A 17460-nucleotide genomic window follows, 5' to 3' on the forward strand; every position below is an offset into this window, starting at 1 on the left:
TTTTTTCGCTATTTTTATATTTTCGCGAAAAAATCATTTTCGCAGGTACAACTATTCATCTCTTAAAACCAAAAAAATGTCTTTACAACAGAATTTAAAGCTGATTTTTGGACTGAAAGTGAAGCAGTTACGGCTCGATCATGGGCTTTCGCTGGGTGAATTATCGAAAAAGTCAGGAATTTCGGTCTCCTATCTCAATGAAATTGAAAAAGGCAAAAAATACCCCAAAGCTGATAAAATAGCGCTATTGGCAGAGATTTTTGAGGTAAGTTATGATTGGATGGTTTCATTGCAGTTGGGCAAAAAACTCGCCCCCATTGCTGACCTGATTCGCTCCAATATTATTAATGAACTGCCACTAGATGTCTTTGGGGTCGATACCGGATACCTGCTGGAATTGCTTTCCACCGCGCCTACCAAACTCAACGCCCTTGTAAGCACGCTGATAAAGATAGGCCGGAATTATGGTCTGAGAGTAGAAAACTTTTATCATGCCGTTTTGCGGTCTTATCAGGAAATGCATGAAAACTATTTTGAAGACCTGGAAAATGAAGCCCGGCAGTTCTTGAAATCGCACCACGTGTCTCAAAGTGAAAAATTGTCGGGGCAGCACCTGCAAAAGATCCTGGAAAATGAGTATGGTTACAGAATATCTTTCAATCTGCAATCCAATCATAGCCATCTCAAGGACTTGCGTGCCGTGCTTATTCCCGGCAAAAGCCCCCTGCTGATTATGAATGAAAACCTTACCCCCAATCAACGCGCATTTATATTCGGTAAAGAGCTGGGTTATATATGGCTAAAATTTAAAACCAGGGATTACTCGACCCCTGCCATCGAGGTAAAATCCTTTGACCAGGTGCTCAATAATTTCAAGGTTTCCTACTTTTCGAGTGCGATTATCATTCAGGAAGATGCATTGGTGAAGGATCTGAAATTGTTTTTAAATGAGCCCCACTGGTCGGAAGAAAAGTTTTCTGCCATGGTTGCGAACTACTACGCCACCCCTGAAATGTTCATGCACCGGTTAACCAATTTAATCCCCAGGTATTTCGGTTTGAAGCAATTGTTCTTTTTGCGATTCAGTCAAATCGAAGGAGAAAATGACATCAATTTAAGCAAAGAGATGCACTTAGCCGGCCTTCATAACCCCCACGCTACCGTGCTCAACGAACATTACTGCCGCAGGTGGGTGTCATTGACGATATTTGACGACCTTTCGGCATTAAAGCAAAACAATGCATACAAACGCCCGCTGGCTGCTATCCAAAAATCACAGTATATTGGCAGTAAAAATGAATATTTGATCATTGCAATGGCGCTGCCAAAATCCGGCACTAAGGATGTTAATTATAGCATATCCCTGGGACTGATGGTTAATCCGAAGTTGAAAAAGACCATTAAGTTTTTCAACGATGAAACGATTGCTATCCGCGAGGTAAATGAGACATGCGAACGCTGCCCAGCGGTAGATTGTAAGGTACGGGTCGCCAGGCCCGTGGTTTTGGAAAAAGAACAAAAACTTTTACTTGCCCGGCAGGCATTGGACAAACTAATAGATGGCACATAAAAATTTAATCCCGACGCTTACCCTTTACTATGTCAACTCCTTCATTGACCATATAGGTTAGCACCTCTTTGTGTCTTGGTGCCTCCGTGGTGAAAAATGGTGAACCACAAAGGCACCAAGACACAAAGAGTTTTCTCGAAAACGTTGTGTAACAGCCATGCTATCTTAGACTAACAGCCCCTTGCCATTACAGGTTTGCGTTAATCAACGCTTCCAATTCCGAAATCTGCCTTACCCCCGACCCTTTCCATAATGCCTTTCCATTTTTGTATAACATCAGGGTGGGTACCCCTCTGATTCCCATCTTGGTGGCAAGGTCAGGGTTTCTGTCCACGTCGATCTTAATGATCGAAGCCTTATCCCCCACCTTGCCTTTTAGTTCTTCCAGCATCGGAGCCATCATCTTGCAAGGCCCACACCAGGTCGCATGAAAATCAATCAGCACCGGCTTATCTTTATTTATTATTTCGCTAAACTTTGCCATGCTTAATTAAAGACAATTATATTGCCAACAGCAGAATTGCGACAAAATGACATAATATGAGCCCATCACAATTTAAAAACCGGCTACGCGTTTAAAGTACTCCTTTGGTCGATGGCAGGCTATCCATGTGCTCTATATCCCTCGATACAGCCATTTTTATGGCTTTGGCTACCGCCTTAAAGATCGCCTCTATTTTGTGATGTTCGTTATCGCCTGATACTTTGATATTCAAATTGGAGCGCGAGGTATCTGAGAAAGACTTGAAGAAATGATAAAACATCTCGGTCGGCATCTCCCCTATTTTTTCACGTTTGAACGTCGCATCCCATACCATCCAGGGCCTTCCGCCAAAATCGATAGCGACCTGAGCCAGGGCATCATCCATAGGTAATAAAAATCCATATCTCTTAATGCCCTTTTTAGCGCCTATCGCCTGCCTGTATGCTTCACCCAGAGCCAGGGCGGTATCTTCAATGGTATGATGCTCATCGATATGCAGGTCACCCTCGACGGTAATGTTCAAATCACTACCCGAGTGTTTACCCAACTGATCGAGCATATGATCAAAAAAACCCAAACCAGTGCTGATTTTTGTCTGGCCACTGCCATCCAGGTTGAGTTCTATGTGAATATTGGTTTCCTTCGTTTGCCTGGTAACAGTGGCTTTTCTGGGAGGTAGCCTGAGAAAACGGTAGATTTCGTCCCAATCGGTACTAACCAGTGAAGCGTCGTTATTCGTCCCCTCTCCTATGAATATGCCCTGGCAACCTAGATTTTTGGCCAGTTCAAGGTCTGAGTGCCTGTCACCGATCACAAAGGAATTTTTCAAATCATAATCCCCCTTGAGGTAATCCTGCAAAAGGGCCGTGCCAGGTTTTCTGGTAGGTGCATTTTCATGGGGAAAAGTTCTGTCAATGTGGACCGCGGAAAAGTGGACATTTTCTCCTTCCAGCGTTTTCAACATTTTGTTGTGAGCCGGCCAAAAGGTTTCCTCCGGAAATGACTCCGTACCGAGACCATCCTGATTAGTAACCATCACCAATTCAAAATCCGTCTCCTCTGCTATCCTGCGAAGGTTGGACAAAACCTTAGGCAAAAATGCCAGCTTTTCCAGGGAGTCAACCTGTTCGTCTTCTACCGGCTCGACAATAATGGTACCGTCCCGGTCAATAAATAACACTTTTTTCATTTTCAAATATGACAAAATAAAACAAATCCGGTATTCCTTACCCGGTATACGCCGCCAGCTTTTGTATTAACGTAGTATTTTCAGCCCCTGTGCCCACCGTAATCCTCAGGCACCCCTCACATAAATGCACCGTTGAACGATCCCTGATCACTACCGACTCTTTCAACAAATACTGATACACGCCCTGGGGATCATCTACTTTGATCAATACAAAATTGGTATCTGTAGGATAAATGTGTTTCACCAAAGCGAGTCCTGCCAATTGGTCGATTAACCTTGTACGTTCCTTGAGGATAGCTTCGACCATCCTGTTTTTTAAAGACTCATTGGAGAGGGCTTCCAGGGCTTTTTCCTGGGTCAGCCCGCTGATGTTATAAGGCGGTTTGATTTTATTCAGGATATCGATAATTGAAACATGGGCGAATGCCATGCCCAATCGCAGCGCCGCGAGTCCCCAGGCTTTGCTAAAGGTTTGCATCACCACCAGATTTGGGTATTTTTCAAGGTACCTGATGAAGCTTGTGTGCTGTGCAAAGTCGATGTAGGCCTCATCTACCACCACACAGCCGGAAAAGCGCTCCAGTAAATTAATCACTGGCCCCTCGTCCAGGGAATTACCTGTCGGGTTGTTGGGATTACATATAAAGATTAACCTGGTATGAGGATCGATATGATCAAAAACCCGGTTTTCATCTATAGTAAAACCTGGCTTTAAAGGTACCGATACAGTCTCTATATTGTTGATCGCAGCAGACACCTTATACATGCCATAAGTTGGGGGAAAAATCATGATATTGTCTTCCTTAGGCTCACAGAAAGCCCGGATTAACAAATCAATAGCTTCATCACTTCCGTTGCCTAAAAAAATCTGCCCGGGCTCCACGCCTTTTATTGCTGCCAGCTTTTCTTTGACCCTGTGTTGATAGGGATCGGGATACCGGTTATAAGCTTCACTGACAGTCGAGCCAAGGGCATTTTCATTGGCATCGAGATAAATGCTGGCCCGGCCCGAAAATTCATCCCTGGCCGAGGAATAGGGCACTAAATCCTTTAGATGACTGCGAAGAATATTATGTACATTAAACATCACCCTCATCATTTAAGTATTTCAGGCGTACGGAAACGGCTTCTTTGTGGCCCATGAGCTCTTCGGCTTCGGCCATAAGCTCCACTGCCTTTCCAATGCTTTTAATACCTTCCCTGCTTAATTGCTGGAAGGTGATCTTTTTAACAAAACTGTCCAAAGACACGCCACTATAGGCTCGGGCAAATCCGTTGGTAGGTAAGGTATGGTTAGTACCTGAGGCGTAGTCACCCACTGCTTCGGGTGAAAAATTGCCGATAAAAACCGAGCCTGCGTTGGTGACGCTTTTGGCTACCTCAATACCATGCTCCACAGCCAGGATCAAATGCTCCGGTCCATATTGATTCAGCAATGCCAAAGCCTCTTCCTGGTTGTGCACCAACAGGGCCATGCTATGGTTCAGGGATTCTTCAGCAATTTTCTTTCTTGGCAGACGGGACAATTGTGCGGCCAGGGCAAGCTTTGTTTTTTCTATGACTGCTTCGGAAGTACTCACCAGTATCACCTGGCTGTCAACGCCGTGTTCGGCCTGTGATAACAGGTCTGCTGCAACAAATTCGGGGATGGCATTTTCATCAGCCAAAACAGCCACCTCAGAAGGGCCTGCGGGCATATCAATGGCTGTGTTTTCAGCGTTCACCAATTGTTTTGCTATGGTAACATACTGATTACCAGGCCCGAATATTTTATAAACACGTGGCACGGAAGCTGTTCCGTAAGCCATGGCCGCGATGGCTTGTGCGCCACCTGTTTTAATAATTTTATCAACACCTACCAACCGGGCTGTGTAAAGAATAGCAGGGTGAATTTCACCATTTTTACCGGGGGGCGTACATAGTATCACTTCATGGCAACCTGCGATCCCGGCTGGAATTCCCAGCATCAAAACCGTGGAAAAGAGTGGTGCGGTTCCGCCTGGAATGTAAAGCCCCACTTTTTCAATGGCTACACTTTTTCTGCTACAGAAAACTCCCGGGGCTGTTTCTATCTTTAGCTCTTCCTGCTGCTGGGCTTCATGAAACCTGGAAATATTATCCTTTGCCATCAAAATGGCCATTTTCAGCTCATGGCTCAGGGCATCTTCCGCTTGGTCGATTTCCTCTTTGGCAACAATCAGTTCCTTGGAATCGTATCCATCAAATTTTTTATTCAACCGGATCAACGCATCATCTCCCTCCTCTTTCACCTCCTTTAAAATAGGCTCGACGAGCGCCGCCAGCTTTCTCTCGTCCTGTACAGGTCTTTTTAACAGGTTTTCCCATGAGGATTTTTCCGGAAACTTTATTATTTGCATCATAACGTTTTTTTCAAATTATATCACCATCTTCTCAATCGGTACCACCAATATTCCCTGTGCGCCTGCAGCCCTTAACTGCTCTATCACTTCCCAAAACTCCCCCTCGCCAATCACCGAATGAACGGAACTCCAGCCTTCAATCGCCAAAGGCAAAACAGTCGGGCTTTTCATGCCCGGGATAATACTAATAATCTTGTCAAGTGACGCATTGGGGGCATTAAGCAGGATATACCTGTTCTTTTCCCCGGTTTGTACCGAATTGACCCGGAACAGGAGACGGTCCAATATCTCCTTTTTGCGGGCATTAAGCTCAGGTGAGCCAATCAATAATGCCTCCGAACGCATGAGTACCTCTACCTCCTTCAGCCCATTGGTAAATAAGGTACTTCCCGAACTTACCAAATCACAGATTGCTTCAGCCAACCCGATATTCGGTGCTATTTCCACCGAACCGCTTATTTCATGGATATCGGCTTTCAGGTTGTTTTTTTCCAGAAACCGGCCCAAAATTTTGGGGTAAGAAGTAGCTATACTAAGACCGTCAAAGTATGCTATACCCGTGTATTCCCTGTCCTTCGGTATCGCCAGCGAAAGCCGGCAACGCGCAAATCCCAGGTTTTTAATTACCTGGACATTTTTTTCCTTTTCCAACACCACATTCTCACCCACAATTCCGAGATCAGCCACCCCATCGGCTACATATCCCGGTATATCATCATCCCGCAAAAAAAGGAATTCCATCGGAAAATTACCGGCTATGGACGTGAGTTTGCCTTTTCCATTGTTAACGTTGATCCCGCATTCCTTGATTAATTTAAGCGAATCATCACTTAATCTCCCTGATTTTTGTATGGCTAGTTTAATTTTTTCAGACATGTTATGATAGATTGTAATAAAAGATTATCGGTGGTTTAGCAAACCGAACAGTATATTCCTGTGAATCATTGACGATATATACGATGAATTCCTCTTACGAGGAATGACGATCATGGCGAGCAATTACGATTAAATCGTGTTTAAAAAAGGTAGGATATCTATTCAGCTCACTCATTTGACTGCAAATATAATGTTATTTTATACAATACAAATCAACCACCCACTTTTTTGGCATGATAACCATTATCCTGCAGTGTCTGTAAAATTTTGTCTCTAAAATCACCCTGAATCAAAATCTCGCCATCCTTGGCTGTTCCGCCTACGCCGCATTTCGATTTCAGCATTTTCCCAAGGGCTTTTAAATCTTCATTGGTGCCTGTAAATCCCTCTATAAGGGTAACTTGCTTGCCGCCACGCTTTTTTTTATCCAACATAACGCTCAGGTTTTGCCGTTCCGGTGGCAAAGTGGCTTCCTCCATCTCAGATTCATAGGTATAGTCAAAATCCGGATTGGTTGAAAAAACCACTCCGGATCTACCTTTACGATTATTTTTTTTACTCATAATCAGACAATATATCAATAAAGCTTAATGATACTATCTATCTGTTAATATTCAAAGTCCAAACGGGCCGTTTGGCGTGATTTACAATGTCTTCGGCGATGCTGCCACTCAACAGATGCATCAAACCGGTTCTTCCATGTGTTGTCAGGGCAATCATATCGACATCTTTTTCCGATGCAAATTGCAAAATCCCATCTTCCTCGGAAAGTTCATTATAAATATTCAGGGTATAATCTTCCAACTGGTAATCATTGGCAAATTTTTGCATCAGGTTGTTGCTCAACTTATCCCGCTCAAAATTGTTGGGGGTGTTGACTTTTAGCAGATGAAGTTTTCCAACAAAAACTTTTTGCAATTTTTTTAAGTAATCGATGATCTTGTCATTGTTTTCGGTGAAGCTGCTGGCAAACAGTATGTTGGTTATATCTGTAATATTTACCTTACTCTTGACGGTAATTACCGGACATTTGGCATATCGCACCACCTTTTCAGCATTAGAGCCTATCAATAGCTCATCCAGACCGCTCGATCCTTTAGTGCCCATTACCACCAGTTCGACATCATGATCCGCAATAGTGGATGCAATGCTCCGGTACGGATTGCCGACCTGAATTTCAAAGCGGATATCGATATCACTGTATTGAGGATCTTCAACGATATTGGTAAGATCGGATTTAACTTTTTTAATGAGTTGTAAAATATAGACATTATTTTCAAAATCCCTGGGCATGGAATCGCCTGTGGCACTGAAATTTTGGCCGGTGGGATGTTCTATCACATTCAGTAATATGAGTCTTGCATTTGATTTCCTGGCCATCTGATAGCCCAAATCAAGCGCATGGTAAGACTCTTCTGAAAAATCAATGGGTACTAATATTTTGTCCATTATTAAGTTTACGTTTAATTTTGCATCGAAAAATATATTATTAATTGATCAACGGAAATGATCAAAATCATCTTAAATCAATTCCTGGTAATTTGCAAGTCTTGTTCATGATTAAATCAGCAATCCGAACCCAAAGGTCAAAACAAATAACAAGGTAGTCAGGGCCAGTTGCTTAAGGTAAGGATCCAGTTGACGGGGTTCCGTATTTTCTTCAACTGCTACGCCATTTTTCAGTAATAAAGGAATCGTGATCAAAAACAACAATTGAAAATAAGATTTAAAATTTAACGAGGTAAAGATCAAAGCCGCAAGAATTCCTGAAATCAACAGCACCCAATGGTACATCACAGCCTTTTTCCTGCCTATCCGGACAGGAATCGACATTTTTCCTGCCAGCTTGTCTGATTCGATGTCACGTATGTTGTTCACATTCAGCACTGCCATGCTAAAAAGCCCGCAACTCAAAGCAGGCAAGATGTATTCCCAGCCAATAAACCTTGTATGAAGATAAAAAGAGCCTGCTACACCGACAATTCCAAAAAATAAAAGCACCGATAAATCGCCTAAGCCCATGTAACCGTACGGTTTTCTGCCAATGGTATAGGCCATTGCCGCCAGGATAGCTCCCAAACCTACCACCAGAAAAAAGACAAAAGTCCTCAGGTTCCATCCCAGCGCTATGTACAACAGGTAAATACCGGAGGCCAGGGAAAGCATCACAAAAACCATAATTCCTCTTTTCATGGCATCCGGTGAGATATGCCCCGACTGTACAGCGCGTGAAGGCCCCTGTCTGTGGATATGATCTGCCCCGTTGACACTGTCCCCGTAATCATTGGCCAGATTTGATAAAATCTGCAGAAATATCGTTGTCATCGCGCTCAAAAGAAAAACGATGACATTGAACCGCTGGATGGAAGCAGCCAGAAAGCTTCCCATGCCAATACTGGACAAGGCCAATGGCAGCGTCCTTAGCCTGAATGCTGAAATCCAGGATTTGATATTTGCAGGCTTTCCCACTGATAATTTATTTAATACAAATGCTAAACCTGTTTACATTCTTTCAGGTACCCTGATACCTAACAACCCCATTGCCGTGTTTATTGTTCTGGCCACCACCTCTGAAAATGCAACCCTAAAGTACAAAGCATCTTTATTTTCTTCGTTAAAGATAGAAACTTCGGCATAAAACCGGTTGTATTCTTTGGCCAGATCGTAAACATATTGCGCAATGATGTATGGGGCATATTCCTGGGCCGCCAGCTTCAGCCTTTCAGGAAAATCATTCAACATCATGATTACCCCCTTTTCAACAGGGTGTAATACGGATATTTTGTACGGTTTGCCCGTGATTGATAGCTGATCCGCTTTTCTGAGGATGGAGGCAATCCTGGCATACGTGTATTGGATAAATGGGCCGGTATTTCCCTGAAAATCAATGGATTCTTCAGGATTAAAAAGCATTCTTTTCCGGGGGTCCACCTTCAATATGAAATATTTAAGCGCCCCTAGCCCAATCACATCATAGAGCGCTGCGGCCTGTTCTTCAGTAAATCCGTCAATTTTGCCCAGTTCTTTGGTTCTTTCAGCAGCGGTATCAACCATTTCCTGCATCAAATCATCGGCATCCACCACCGTGCCTTCCCTCGATTTCATTTTTCCCGAAGGCAAATCCACCATGCCATAAGACAGATGGTAACAGCTTTTGGCCCACTCATATCCCAGTTTGGCAAGAATTAAAAACAGTACCTTAAAGTGATACTCCTGCTCATTACCCACCGTATATATCTGGCTCTTGATTTTGGGAAAATCCCTGAATCTTAAAATGGCTGTACCGATATCCTGAGTCATGTATACCGAAGTACCATCAGATCGCAGCAGAATCTTCTGATCCAGTCCCTCATCTGTCAAATCCACCCATACGGAGCCATCATCTTTTTTATAAAAAATACCTTTTTCCAGTCCTTTCAGCACCTCGTCTTTTCCAAGCAAAAAAGTATCCGACTCATAATATAATTTGTCAAAACTAACATCCATCGCTTTATACGATGCCTCAAAGCCATTGTATACCCAGCCGTTCATTGTCTCCCAAAGCCGGTAAACCTCCGGCTCTCTCTGCTCCCATTTTCTCAACATTTCCTGGGCCTCCAGCAAAATAGGGGCATTTTTCTCAGCCCGTTCTTTGTCATGGCCCGCCTGCACCAATTCGGCAATTTGTGCCTTGTATGCCTGATCGAATTTTACATAATAGTTGCCAACCAGTTTATCCCCTTTAATTCCGGCCGAGGAAGGTGTCTCACCATTGCCATACTTCAGCCAGGCAACCATCGATTTGCAGATGTGGATGCCGCGATCGTTGATGATTTGCACTTTGTGTACCTTGTTTCCCCTGGCTTCCAGAATTTTTGCCACCGAATAACCCAGAAAATTGTTTCTGAGGTGGCCCAGGTGCAAAGGTTTATTGGTATTGGGAGATGAATATTCCACCATTACTTCATCGCCGGTTGGTTCTTGTATTCCGTAGTTTTGCTGGGCCGCAATCTGGCCAAACACTTCAATCCACAGCTTGTCTTCCAATTCCAGGTTCAGAAAACCCTTTACGACATTAAAGCTTTTAATGATGTCAGTGTTATCCACCAAATAACTTCCCAGGAGTGTCCCGGACTCTTCCGGTGATTTCCGGGTAATTTTCAAATACGGAAAAACCACAAAGGTGTGTGAACCTTCAAACTCCCGCCGTGTAGGTTGGAGGGCTATTTCGCCGTTTGACAACTCGTGGTCAAATACTTCCTTAAAGGCATCGAAAATGGCCTTTTTAAGGGAAAAATTAATAGCTGTAACAGATGTAGTCTCCAAAATCTATAGTTAATTATTGGGTTTGCAAAGATGTTAAAATTTCATCAAAAAACACCCACAAAAGTTAACTATCCACCACCGCCCTTTGAAATCGAATGTTTTGCAAAATCAAACATTAATTACAATTATTTGTTTAATTTGCCATTTAATTTTTTTAAACAGCGAGCGTGAGCAATTCATTAGTTATTATTCCCACTTATAACGAGAAAGAAAATGTAGAAGCGATCATTAGAGAGGTTTTTGCTTTGGGGGGTTCATATCATATCCTGATCGTAGATGATAACTCCCCGGATGGGACGGCGGAAATAGTGGCGTCACTACAACCTGAATTTGAAGGTTGCCTGCACCTGCTCAAAAGAAAAAAAAAACAGGGCCTGGGCACTGCCTATATCGCTGGATTTCATTATGCACTGGACAGGGACTACGAATACATATTCGAAATGGATGCGGACTTTTCACATAATCCCGCCGACCTGCCAAGATTAAAAGAGGCTTGTGAAAAACAATGGTATGATCTGGCCATTGGTTCAAGGTATATTACCGGTGTCAATGTGGTCAATTGGCCTATCACCAGGGTGCTCATGTCTTATTTTGCGAGCAGGTATGTGAGAATGATTACCGGAATGCCGATTAATGACACTACCGCAGGTTTTAAATGCTATAAAAGGGCCGTGCTGGCGACTATTGAACTGGACAAAATCAAATTTATCGGTTATGCCTTTCAGATCGAAATGAAATTTCTGGCCTGGAAACACGGCTTCAAAATCAAGGAGGTGCCCATTACGTTTACCGACCGGTCAAAAGGCACTTCAAAAATGTCGAAGGGCATCATCAAAGAAGCTATTTTCGGAGTCATTCAGATGAAAATCAGGAGTTGGTTTAAAAAATATTCTCAGGTTGGGAGGGGGGAATTAACAAATAGCATTTAATCTGGTCAATGTTTGGAACATTGTTGTTTTTACATAGCCTGAGTTGACAGTTTTTAGTTAATCGAAACGGATGGATTTGATTGGTTGAATTCTTGAAATGATTACCGAAGGAATGATCAACACAGCAGAAACCACTACCAAAGTCAGTACATTCAGTGCTGCAATTACCCCCCAGTTCCATTCGATGGGGACGTAATGCATGAAATAATTCTCAAAATCGAGGGGTATGAGCTTGAATTGATATTGAAGAAAGGCTAACCCAATGCCTAAAATATTTCCGATCAGCAAACCTTTCAAGACAATTAGCACCCCATTGTAAATGAATAGTTTTCTGATTTGCAGGTTGTCTGCTCCGAGGGCTTTCAGGACGCCGATCATTTGGGTGCGCTCCATGATGAGAATCAGGAGGATTGAAGCCATGTTAAAACAGGCGACAAATAATATCAGGCCAATAAATAGATAAACCTGCCGGTTGATTAATGTCAACCAATCAAAAATCAGGACATACTGATCGGTAATCTGGTGGGCATAAAGGTCAAAGTCCAGATCACGGTCAATAGTTTCTTTGGCCATAGCGAGCTGCTCGAAGTCCTTGATGAAAAGCTCAAAGCCCCCCACCTGATCTTGTTCCCAGCCATTTAACCGTTGTATCATAGCAATATCCCCGATGATAAAAGAGTCATCGAACTCCTCCAGCCCCGAATCATAGATGCCGCTTACGAGCAACTTCCTGGGTCTTGGTGGTTTTTGAATGAAATACATCACCACTTCATCCCCTACCTGCAATCGCAATTTCCTGGACATCATGCGGCTAATGACAACCTGAGTCGAATAGGACGAATCATTCCTTTTTATAAAAGACCCCTCAACCAGATTTTTATTAAACCTCGTAGTATCGAAATCAGTACCAACCCCTTTAAGCAAGGCACCGGAAACACCCTCTTCGGTTTTGAGCAAACCAAATTTGTAGCTAAACACCTGTAAATGGTCTATAAACTCATATTGTCGATAATTTTTAAAAAACGCACTTTCCTTGGAAATAGGCTGTTCCTCATAACTTCCCCCTCCCAAGGTAAATTTTGTGATATTCAGATGGCCCGAGAAGCTAAAGTTTTTTTCGATGATAGTTTTTTTAAACCCTCCAAGGATTAAAAAGGAGATAATCATAACCCCCAGGCCAATTCCTACACTTGCTATGGCTATTTTATAGATGATAGCCGAGAAACTGCCTGATTGCGCCCTATTAATTCTTTTGGATATAAAATATGAGAGATTCAAATATTGATTAATTTTGAACAATAATGAGCGACGCAAAGATAAACATAATTATAAAGGTTGAAAATTTAATGCTATGCAAATCAAACTTGCTTTCTTAAACCTATTTTTGATATTTCTTCTAACGCAATGCGGGCAGGTGGAAAGTAACACCGCCCGGGAGGACTCCGGGCAACCGGCAGAAAAACCTATTATGGTTGGGGCTGCCCATTTTGACCAATACCTTTCTGCACTTGCCAACAAAAGAATTGCACTCACTGTTAACCAAACTTCCCTGGTGGGGTCGTCACACCTGGTGGATACGCTGTTGCAGAAGGGGGTTGAGATTGTTAAAATATTTTCCCCCGAACATGGATTCAGGGGTGAGGCGGCAGATGGTGAAAAAGTGGAATATACTTCCGATCCAAAAACAGGCCTTCGGTTGGTCTCGTTGTACGGAAAAACCAGAAAGCCTACAAAGGAAATGTTGGAAGACGTGGACGTTATTATTTTTGATATACAGGATGTTGGGGCGCGGTTTTATACCTACATCAGCACCATGCATTACATCATGGAGGCATGCGCCGAATTTGGTAAGGAGCTAATGGTATTTGACCGGCCAAACCCTAACGGCCACTATGTTGATGGTCCGGTACTCGATCCGCAGTTCAGGACATTTGTGGGGATGCACGAGATACCGATTGTTCATGGCCTGACGGTGGGTGAATTAGCCCAAATGATCAATGGTGAAGGGTGGTTGGAAAATGGCGCAAAATGCCGGTTAACTGTTATCAAATGCAGTGAGTATAACCACCAAAAGCCTTATTCTCTGCCAATCCGGACATCACCAAATCTACCTAATGACCAGGCTGCCAGATTGTACCCTACCCTTTGCCTGTTTGAAGGAACGGTTATGAGCATTGGCCGTGGTACTGATTTCCCTTTTCAGGTAATAGGCTATCCGGATCCGGTATTCGGTTCATTTTCATTTACCCCAAGAAGCATAGAAGGTGTGTCGAAGTATCCGAAACTGGAAAACCAATTGTGCTGGGGGATAGATCTCAGAAATAAGAAAGGGAATCTGGATTTTACGTTGTCTTATTTGATCGACGCGTACAACAAGTTTCCGGAGAAAGACAAGTTTTTTATCAAATCATTCACCAGACTTGCAGGAAATGACAAGTTGCAACAGCAAATAATCGCAGGGCTTTCAGAAGAAGAAATAAGGCAAACCTGGCAGAAGGAGTTGGAAATCTATAAAAAAATCCGGAAAAAATATTTATTATATCCCGAAAGTTGATGGCATGCAGGAATTGAGAATTATTTTTATGGGCACTCCCGATTTTGCGGTGCCTAGCTTAAAGGTTTTGGTAGAAAATGGCTTTAACATTGTTGCCGTCATTACCGCACCAGACAAACCCAAAGGCCGCGGTCAAAAGCTGGCTGTGTCACCCGTAAAGGCCTACAGCCAGTCCCGGAATATACCGGTACTGCAACCAACTAACCTCAAAAACCCTGAATTTGTTTCGTTGCTCCGAAGCTACCGGGCCAACCTGCAAGTGGTGGTTGCTTTCAGAATGTTGCCTGAGGTGGTGTGGAATATGCCTGAAATAGGCACTTTTAACCTGCATGCTTCCCTGCTGCCTGACTACAGGGGTGCGGCTCCGATCAATTGGGCCATTATCAACGGCGAGAAAGCAACAGGCGTTACCACCTTTTTCCTAAGGCACGAAATAGATACTGGCGATATCATTTTTCAGGAAAAAGAAACTATATTTCCGGAAGACGACGCAGGAAGCCTCTACACCAGGCTTATGCATAAGGGGGCTCAACTGGTGCTTAAAACAGTTAAAGCCATACAGAAAAACGATTATGTCAGCCAACCACAGTATTTGGAAGCAACCCAAAAAAAGGCACCGAAAATTTTTAAAGAAACCTGCCGCATCAACTGGCAATCAACGGCCGGGGAAATCCATAATTTCATCAGGGGTTTATCACCCTATCCTGCCGCCTGGACCCATATCGGAAACACAATATGCAAAATATACAAGAGTGAAATCAGCCGGAAAAGTTTAAACCTGATACGGCCGGGTGATTATGTAACACAAGACAATCATCTTTATTTCAAAACCGCTGACCAGCTCATAGAAGTCTGTGAATTGCAGGTCGAGGGAAAAAAACGGATGAAAACCGAGGCGTTTCTAAGAGGTAACAAACTATGATAAAAACAATTATTGCTGCTAAATCAGATAACAATGTAATTGGCAAAGACAATGACCTGGTATGGCACATGCCGGCCGACCTGAAATTTTTCAAAAATAAAACACGGGGAAAATTGGTCATTATGGGCCGCAAAACCTTTGCTTCCATCGGGAACAAACCCCTTCCCGGAAGGCCGACGATCATCATCACCAGAAATCCGACATTCGAGGCCAATGGTTGCTGGGTGGTAGATGACATAGATCAGGCTTTTGCGATTGCAGCAGCCGAAGGTCAGGAGGAGGTCTATATTCTTGGTGGGGCTCAAATTTATGAAAAGACTATCGGGCTGGCTGATAAAATGTTTATTACGGAAATCAAATCTACCTTTGACGGAGATGCTTTTTTTCCGGAAATTGACGCAAATAAATGGTTAGAAGTGGCCAGGGAAGAATTTGAGCCCGATGAAAAGAATAAGTACCCTTATGCGTTTGTCGAATACAGGCGGAAGGGGGGAAATTAATTAAAATGAAAATTAGAAGGAGAATCTTTCTTTGAAGTTTATTAGGTCATTTTTGAGGTCGCCGTCGTGGGGGATGGTTAGGAAGGCGTCGAGTTTTGAGTGGGGGTCTACTTTAATTTCCCTGAGGCTCAGGTGTTGATTCACGAAGCTGAATTCGAGATCGGGGTAAATCTCCTTTAATACATCGACTATATCCAGTACTGCCAGGTTTTTGCCCACTATATTGTAGGTTCCGGATGGTACCTGGCTGAAAATTATATCATTCAAAACCCTGGTAATCTTATCAATATGGATAAAAGAGCGGGATTGATTTCCCTTGCCGTTAATCGAAATCCGGCGGTTAAAATTTGCTTCAAATACAAATTTGTTGATGACCGCATCAAAACGCATACTCCGGCTGTAGCCGTAAACATTTCCACAGCGTAAGATATAGGTGTCCAGACGGTCATTTAACCGCATAATGTGCTCCTCACCCCTCATTTTGGATATGCCGTAAAATGTTCTGGGGTTAGGGATGGAATCCTCGCTTACCGACTGTTTCGAGGCACCATAGACTGAGGTACTGCTGGTGTAAACCACTTTGCTTACTTCACTCTCCTCAATAGCATAAACCAACTCCGCTGTTCCCCAGTGGTTTACCTGCTCAAAAAAATGCGGATCCGTATTGGAAAAAGGCGTAGTAACATTGGCTGCCAAATGATAAACCACGCTCACGCCTTTCAGTTGTCTCTTAAGCAACCTGGAATCCAGTATATCACCAATCACAAGCTTGACTTTGTCGTGGTTTTCCATTTTATGTCCCAAAAACAGATTAAAATTATTTCGGCTCAGATTATCATAAACTACTATTTCGGTGATCAAGGCATTTTTTGTCAACAATTTCACCAATTCCGTTCCCAGATAACCTGTCCCACCTGTAATTAGAACTTTCATATAATAAAATGTAACTTTTTAATTATCAATATTCTACCGACAAAATCCCCCTCGACACACCCAAAATTAAGAAATCGCGCAAGCCGAAAATGGCCGATGCAATACTCAAGAACATGCCTGTATTTTTTCATCGGCAAAAACCGCTGCGCCCCTTTGTGCCTTACTTATTGATTAATTCCGTATGCAATCCACATTCGGTTTTATGCATGCCATACCATCTGGCTTCACGCTCCTGCATGGCAGGATCGATCTTGCGCGTACAGGGTTCGCATCCTACGCTGAAATATCCTTTTAACGCCATCGGATGGCTGGGCAAATTGTGTTTTTTTCTGTATTCATAAACGGATTTCGCATTCCATTCCAACATAGGATGAAACCTCGTAACACCAAAGGGGGCAGACTGCTCAACCTTCATCGCCTTACGGGCCGCACTTTGATCAGCCCTTACACCATTGATCCAGATATCATGTGAAGCTAGTATGCTTTCCAGGGGTTGGGTTTTGTTAATGGAACAGCAATGATCCGGATCAGAAACAAAGAATAATTTTCCATCCCGGTCCTTTTGCATGGATTTGGGAATTACAGATTGTAAATCTACAACGTTCAGATCGAGCATATCCCTGATCTGATCCCTGAATTTCAATGTTTCAGGAAATAAATAGCCCGTATTTAAAAAGTAAACCGGAATGCTGTTGTCTGTCTCACTGATAATATGCAGCAATACAATACTATGTGTCTGAAAGGAAGAAGTGGTAAAAATCTTCTTGCCGGCAGCCTTATAGGACAAAATACGTTCTTTAATCTCTTCAATAGTCAA

17 protein-coding genes are annotated in these 17460 nt (G+C 43.1%); 5 read left to right on the plus strand and 12 right to left on the minus strand.

All coding sequences use genetic code 11. The annotated features are described in order from the left end of the window. Nucleotides 1–76: 76 nt before the first annotated feature. Entirely contained in the window at nt 77–1570 is a 1494-nt protein-coding gene (locus AC04NP_RS17755; protein ID WP_482861209.1) for a helix-turn-helix domain-containing protein, read from the plus strand. A 187-nt stretch (nt 1571–1757) separates the two neighbouring features. On the opposite strand, the gene trxA is transcribed toward AC04NP_RS17755, so the two are convergent. The 9 genes from trxA to argS all read right to left on the minus strand — a co-directional run bounded on the left by trxA (nt 1758) and on the right by argS (nt 10805). Next, nucleotides 1758–2054, minus strand: a complete 297-nt coding sequence (gene trxA, locus AC04NP_RS17760; RefSeq protein WP_482861211.1) for a thioredoxin — start codon at nt 2052–2054, stop codon at nt 1758–1760. Nucleotides 2055–2145: 91 nt separating this feature from the next. Further along, nucleotides 2146–3243, minus strand: a complete 1098-nt coding sequence (hisB, locus tag AC04NP_RS17765; RefSeq protein ID WP_482861212.1) for a bifunctional histidinol-phosphatase/imidazoleglycerol-phosphate dehydratase HisB — start codon at nt 3241–3243, stop codon at nt 2146–2148. Nucleotides 3244–3280: 37 nt separating this feature from the next. After that, nucleotides 3281–4330, minus strand: a complete 1050-nt coding sequence (hisC, locus tag AC04NP_RS17770; RefSeq protein ID WP_482861213.1) for a histidinol-phosphate transaminase — start codon at nt 4328–4330, stop codon at nt 3281–3283. Beyond that, nucleotides 4323–5624 carry a histidinol dehydrogenase gene (gene hisD, locus AC04NP_RS17775; RefSeq protein ID WP_482861215.1) on the minus strand — a complete coding sequence of 434 codons (1302 nt, stop codon included), beginning with the start codon at nt 5622–5624 and terminating at the stop codon, nt 4323–4325. The genes hisC and hisD overlap by 8 nt, the downstream gene beginning before the upstream one ends. A 15-nt stretch (nt 5625–5639) precedes the next feature. Continuing rightward, nucleotides 5640–6500, minus strand: coding sequence for an ATP phosphoribosyltransferase (gene hisG, locus AC04NP_RS17780; RefSeq protein WP_482861217.1), 861 nt, complete (start codon nt 6498–6500; stop codon nt 5640–5642). A 212-nt stretch (nt 6501–6712) separates the two neighbouring features. Then, nucleotides 6713–7063 carry a translation initiation factor gene (locus AC04NP_RS17785; RefSeq protein WP_482861218.1) on the minus strand — a complete coding sequence of 117 codons (351 nt, stop codon included), beginning with the start codon at nt 7061–7063 and terminating at the stop codon, nt 6713–6715. 37 nt (nt 7064–7100) lie between these two features. Then, nucleotides 7101–7949: a universal stress protein gene (locus tag AC04NP_RS17790; protein ID WP_482861219.1), complete on the minus strand. Its 849-nt coding sequence runs from the start codon at nt 7947–7949 to the stop codon at nt 7101–7103. 111 nt (nt 7950–8060) lie between these two features. Continuing rightward, entirely contained in the window at nt 8061–8969 is a 909-nt protein-coding gene (locus AC04NP_RS17795) for a 1,4-dihydroxy-2-naphthoate polyprenyltransferase (protein WP_482861220.1), read from the minus strand. Nucleotides 8970–9002: 33 nt separating this feature from the next. Continuing rightward, nucleotides 9003–10805, minus strand: a complete 1803-nt coding sequence (gene argS, locus AC04NP_RS17800; protein ID WP_482861221.1) for an arginine--tRNA ligase — start codon at nt 10803–10805, stop codon at nt 9003–9005. Nucleotides 10806–10972: 167 nt separating this feature from the next. Here argS and AC04NP_RS17805 point away from each other — a divergent pair, with 167 nt between their 5' ends. Then, nucleotides 10973–11734, plus strand: coding sequence for a polyprenol monophosphomannose synthase (locus AC04NP_RS17805; protein ID WP_482861223.1), 762 nt, complete (start codon nt 10973–10975; stop codon nt 11732–11734). A gap of 57 nt (nt 11735–11791) precedes the next feature. Here the strand turns inward: AC04NP_RS17805 and AC04NP_RS17810 are convergent, their stop codons facing one another. Next, on the minus strand, nt 11792–13012 hold the full coding sequence (locus AC04NP_RS17810; RefSeq protein WP_482861225.1) for an ABC transporter permease: 1221 nt from the start codon (nt 13010–13012) through the stop codon (nt 11792–11794). Between the two features lie 73 nt (nt 13013–13085). Here AC04NP_RS17810 and AC04NP_RS17815 point away from each other — a divergent pair, with 73 nt between their 5' ends. From AC04NP_RS17815 to AC04NP_RS17825, 3 genes are read left to right on the plus strand one after another with little or no spacing between them, the layout of a single operon-like run. After that, nucleotides 13086–14288, plus strand: coding sequence for an exo-beta-N-acetylmuramidase NamZ family protein (locus AC04NP_RS17815; RefSeq protein WP_482861226.1), 1203 nt, complete (start codon nt 13086–13088; stop codon nt 14286–14288). A gap of 4 nt (nt 14289–14292) precedes the next feature. Continuing rightward, nucleotides 14293–15210, plus strand: a complete 918-nt coding sequence (gene fmt / locus AC04NP_RS17820; RefSeq protein WP_482861227.1) for a methionyl-tRNA formyltransferase — start codon at nt 14293–14295, stop codon at nt 15208–15210. Then, entirely contained in the window at nt 15207–15710 is a 504-nt protein-coding gene (locus AC04NP_RS17825) for a dihydrofolate reductase (RefSeq protein ID WP_482861229.1), read from the plus strand. The genes fmt and AC04NP_RS17825 overlap by 4 nt, the downstream gene beginning before the upstream one ends. 12 nt (nt 15711–15722) lie before the next feature. On the opposite strand, the gene AC04NP_RS17830 is transcribed toward AC04NP_RS17825, so the two are convergent. Then, the gene (locus AC04NP_RS17830) at nt 15723–16643 is read right to left on the minus strand and encodes an NAD-dependent epimerase/dehydratase family protein (RefSeq protein ID WP_482861231.1); all 921 of its coding nucleotides are present in this window, start codon (nt 16641–16643) and stop codon (nt 15723–15725) included. A gap of 160 nt (nt 16644–16803) precedes the next feature. Then, nucleotides 16804–17460, minus strand: a complete 657-nt coding sequence (locus tag AC04NP_RS17835) for a phosphoadenylyl-sulfate reductase (protein ID WP_482861233.1) — start codon at nt 17458–17460, stop codon at nt 16804–16806.

It is taken from the genome of Agaribacillus sp. DX54 (assembly GCF_056858335.1).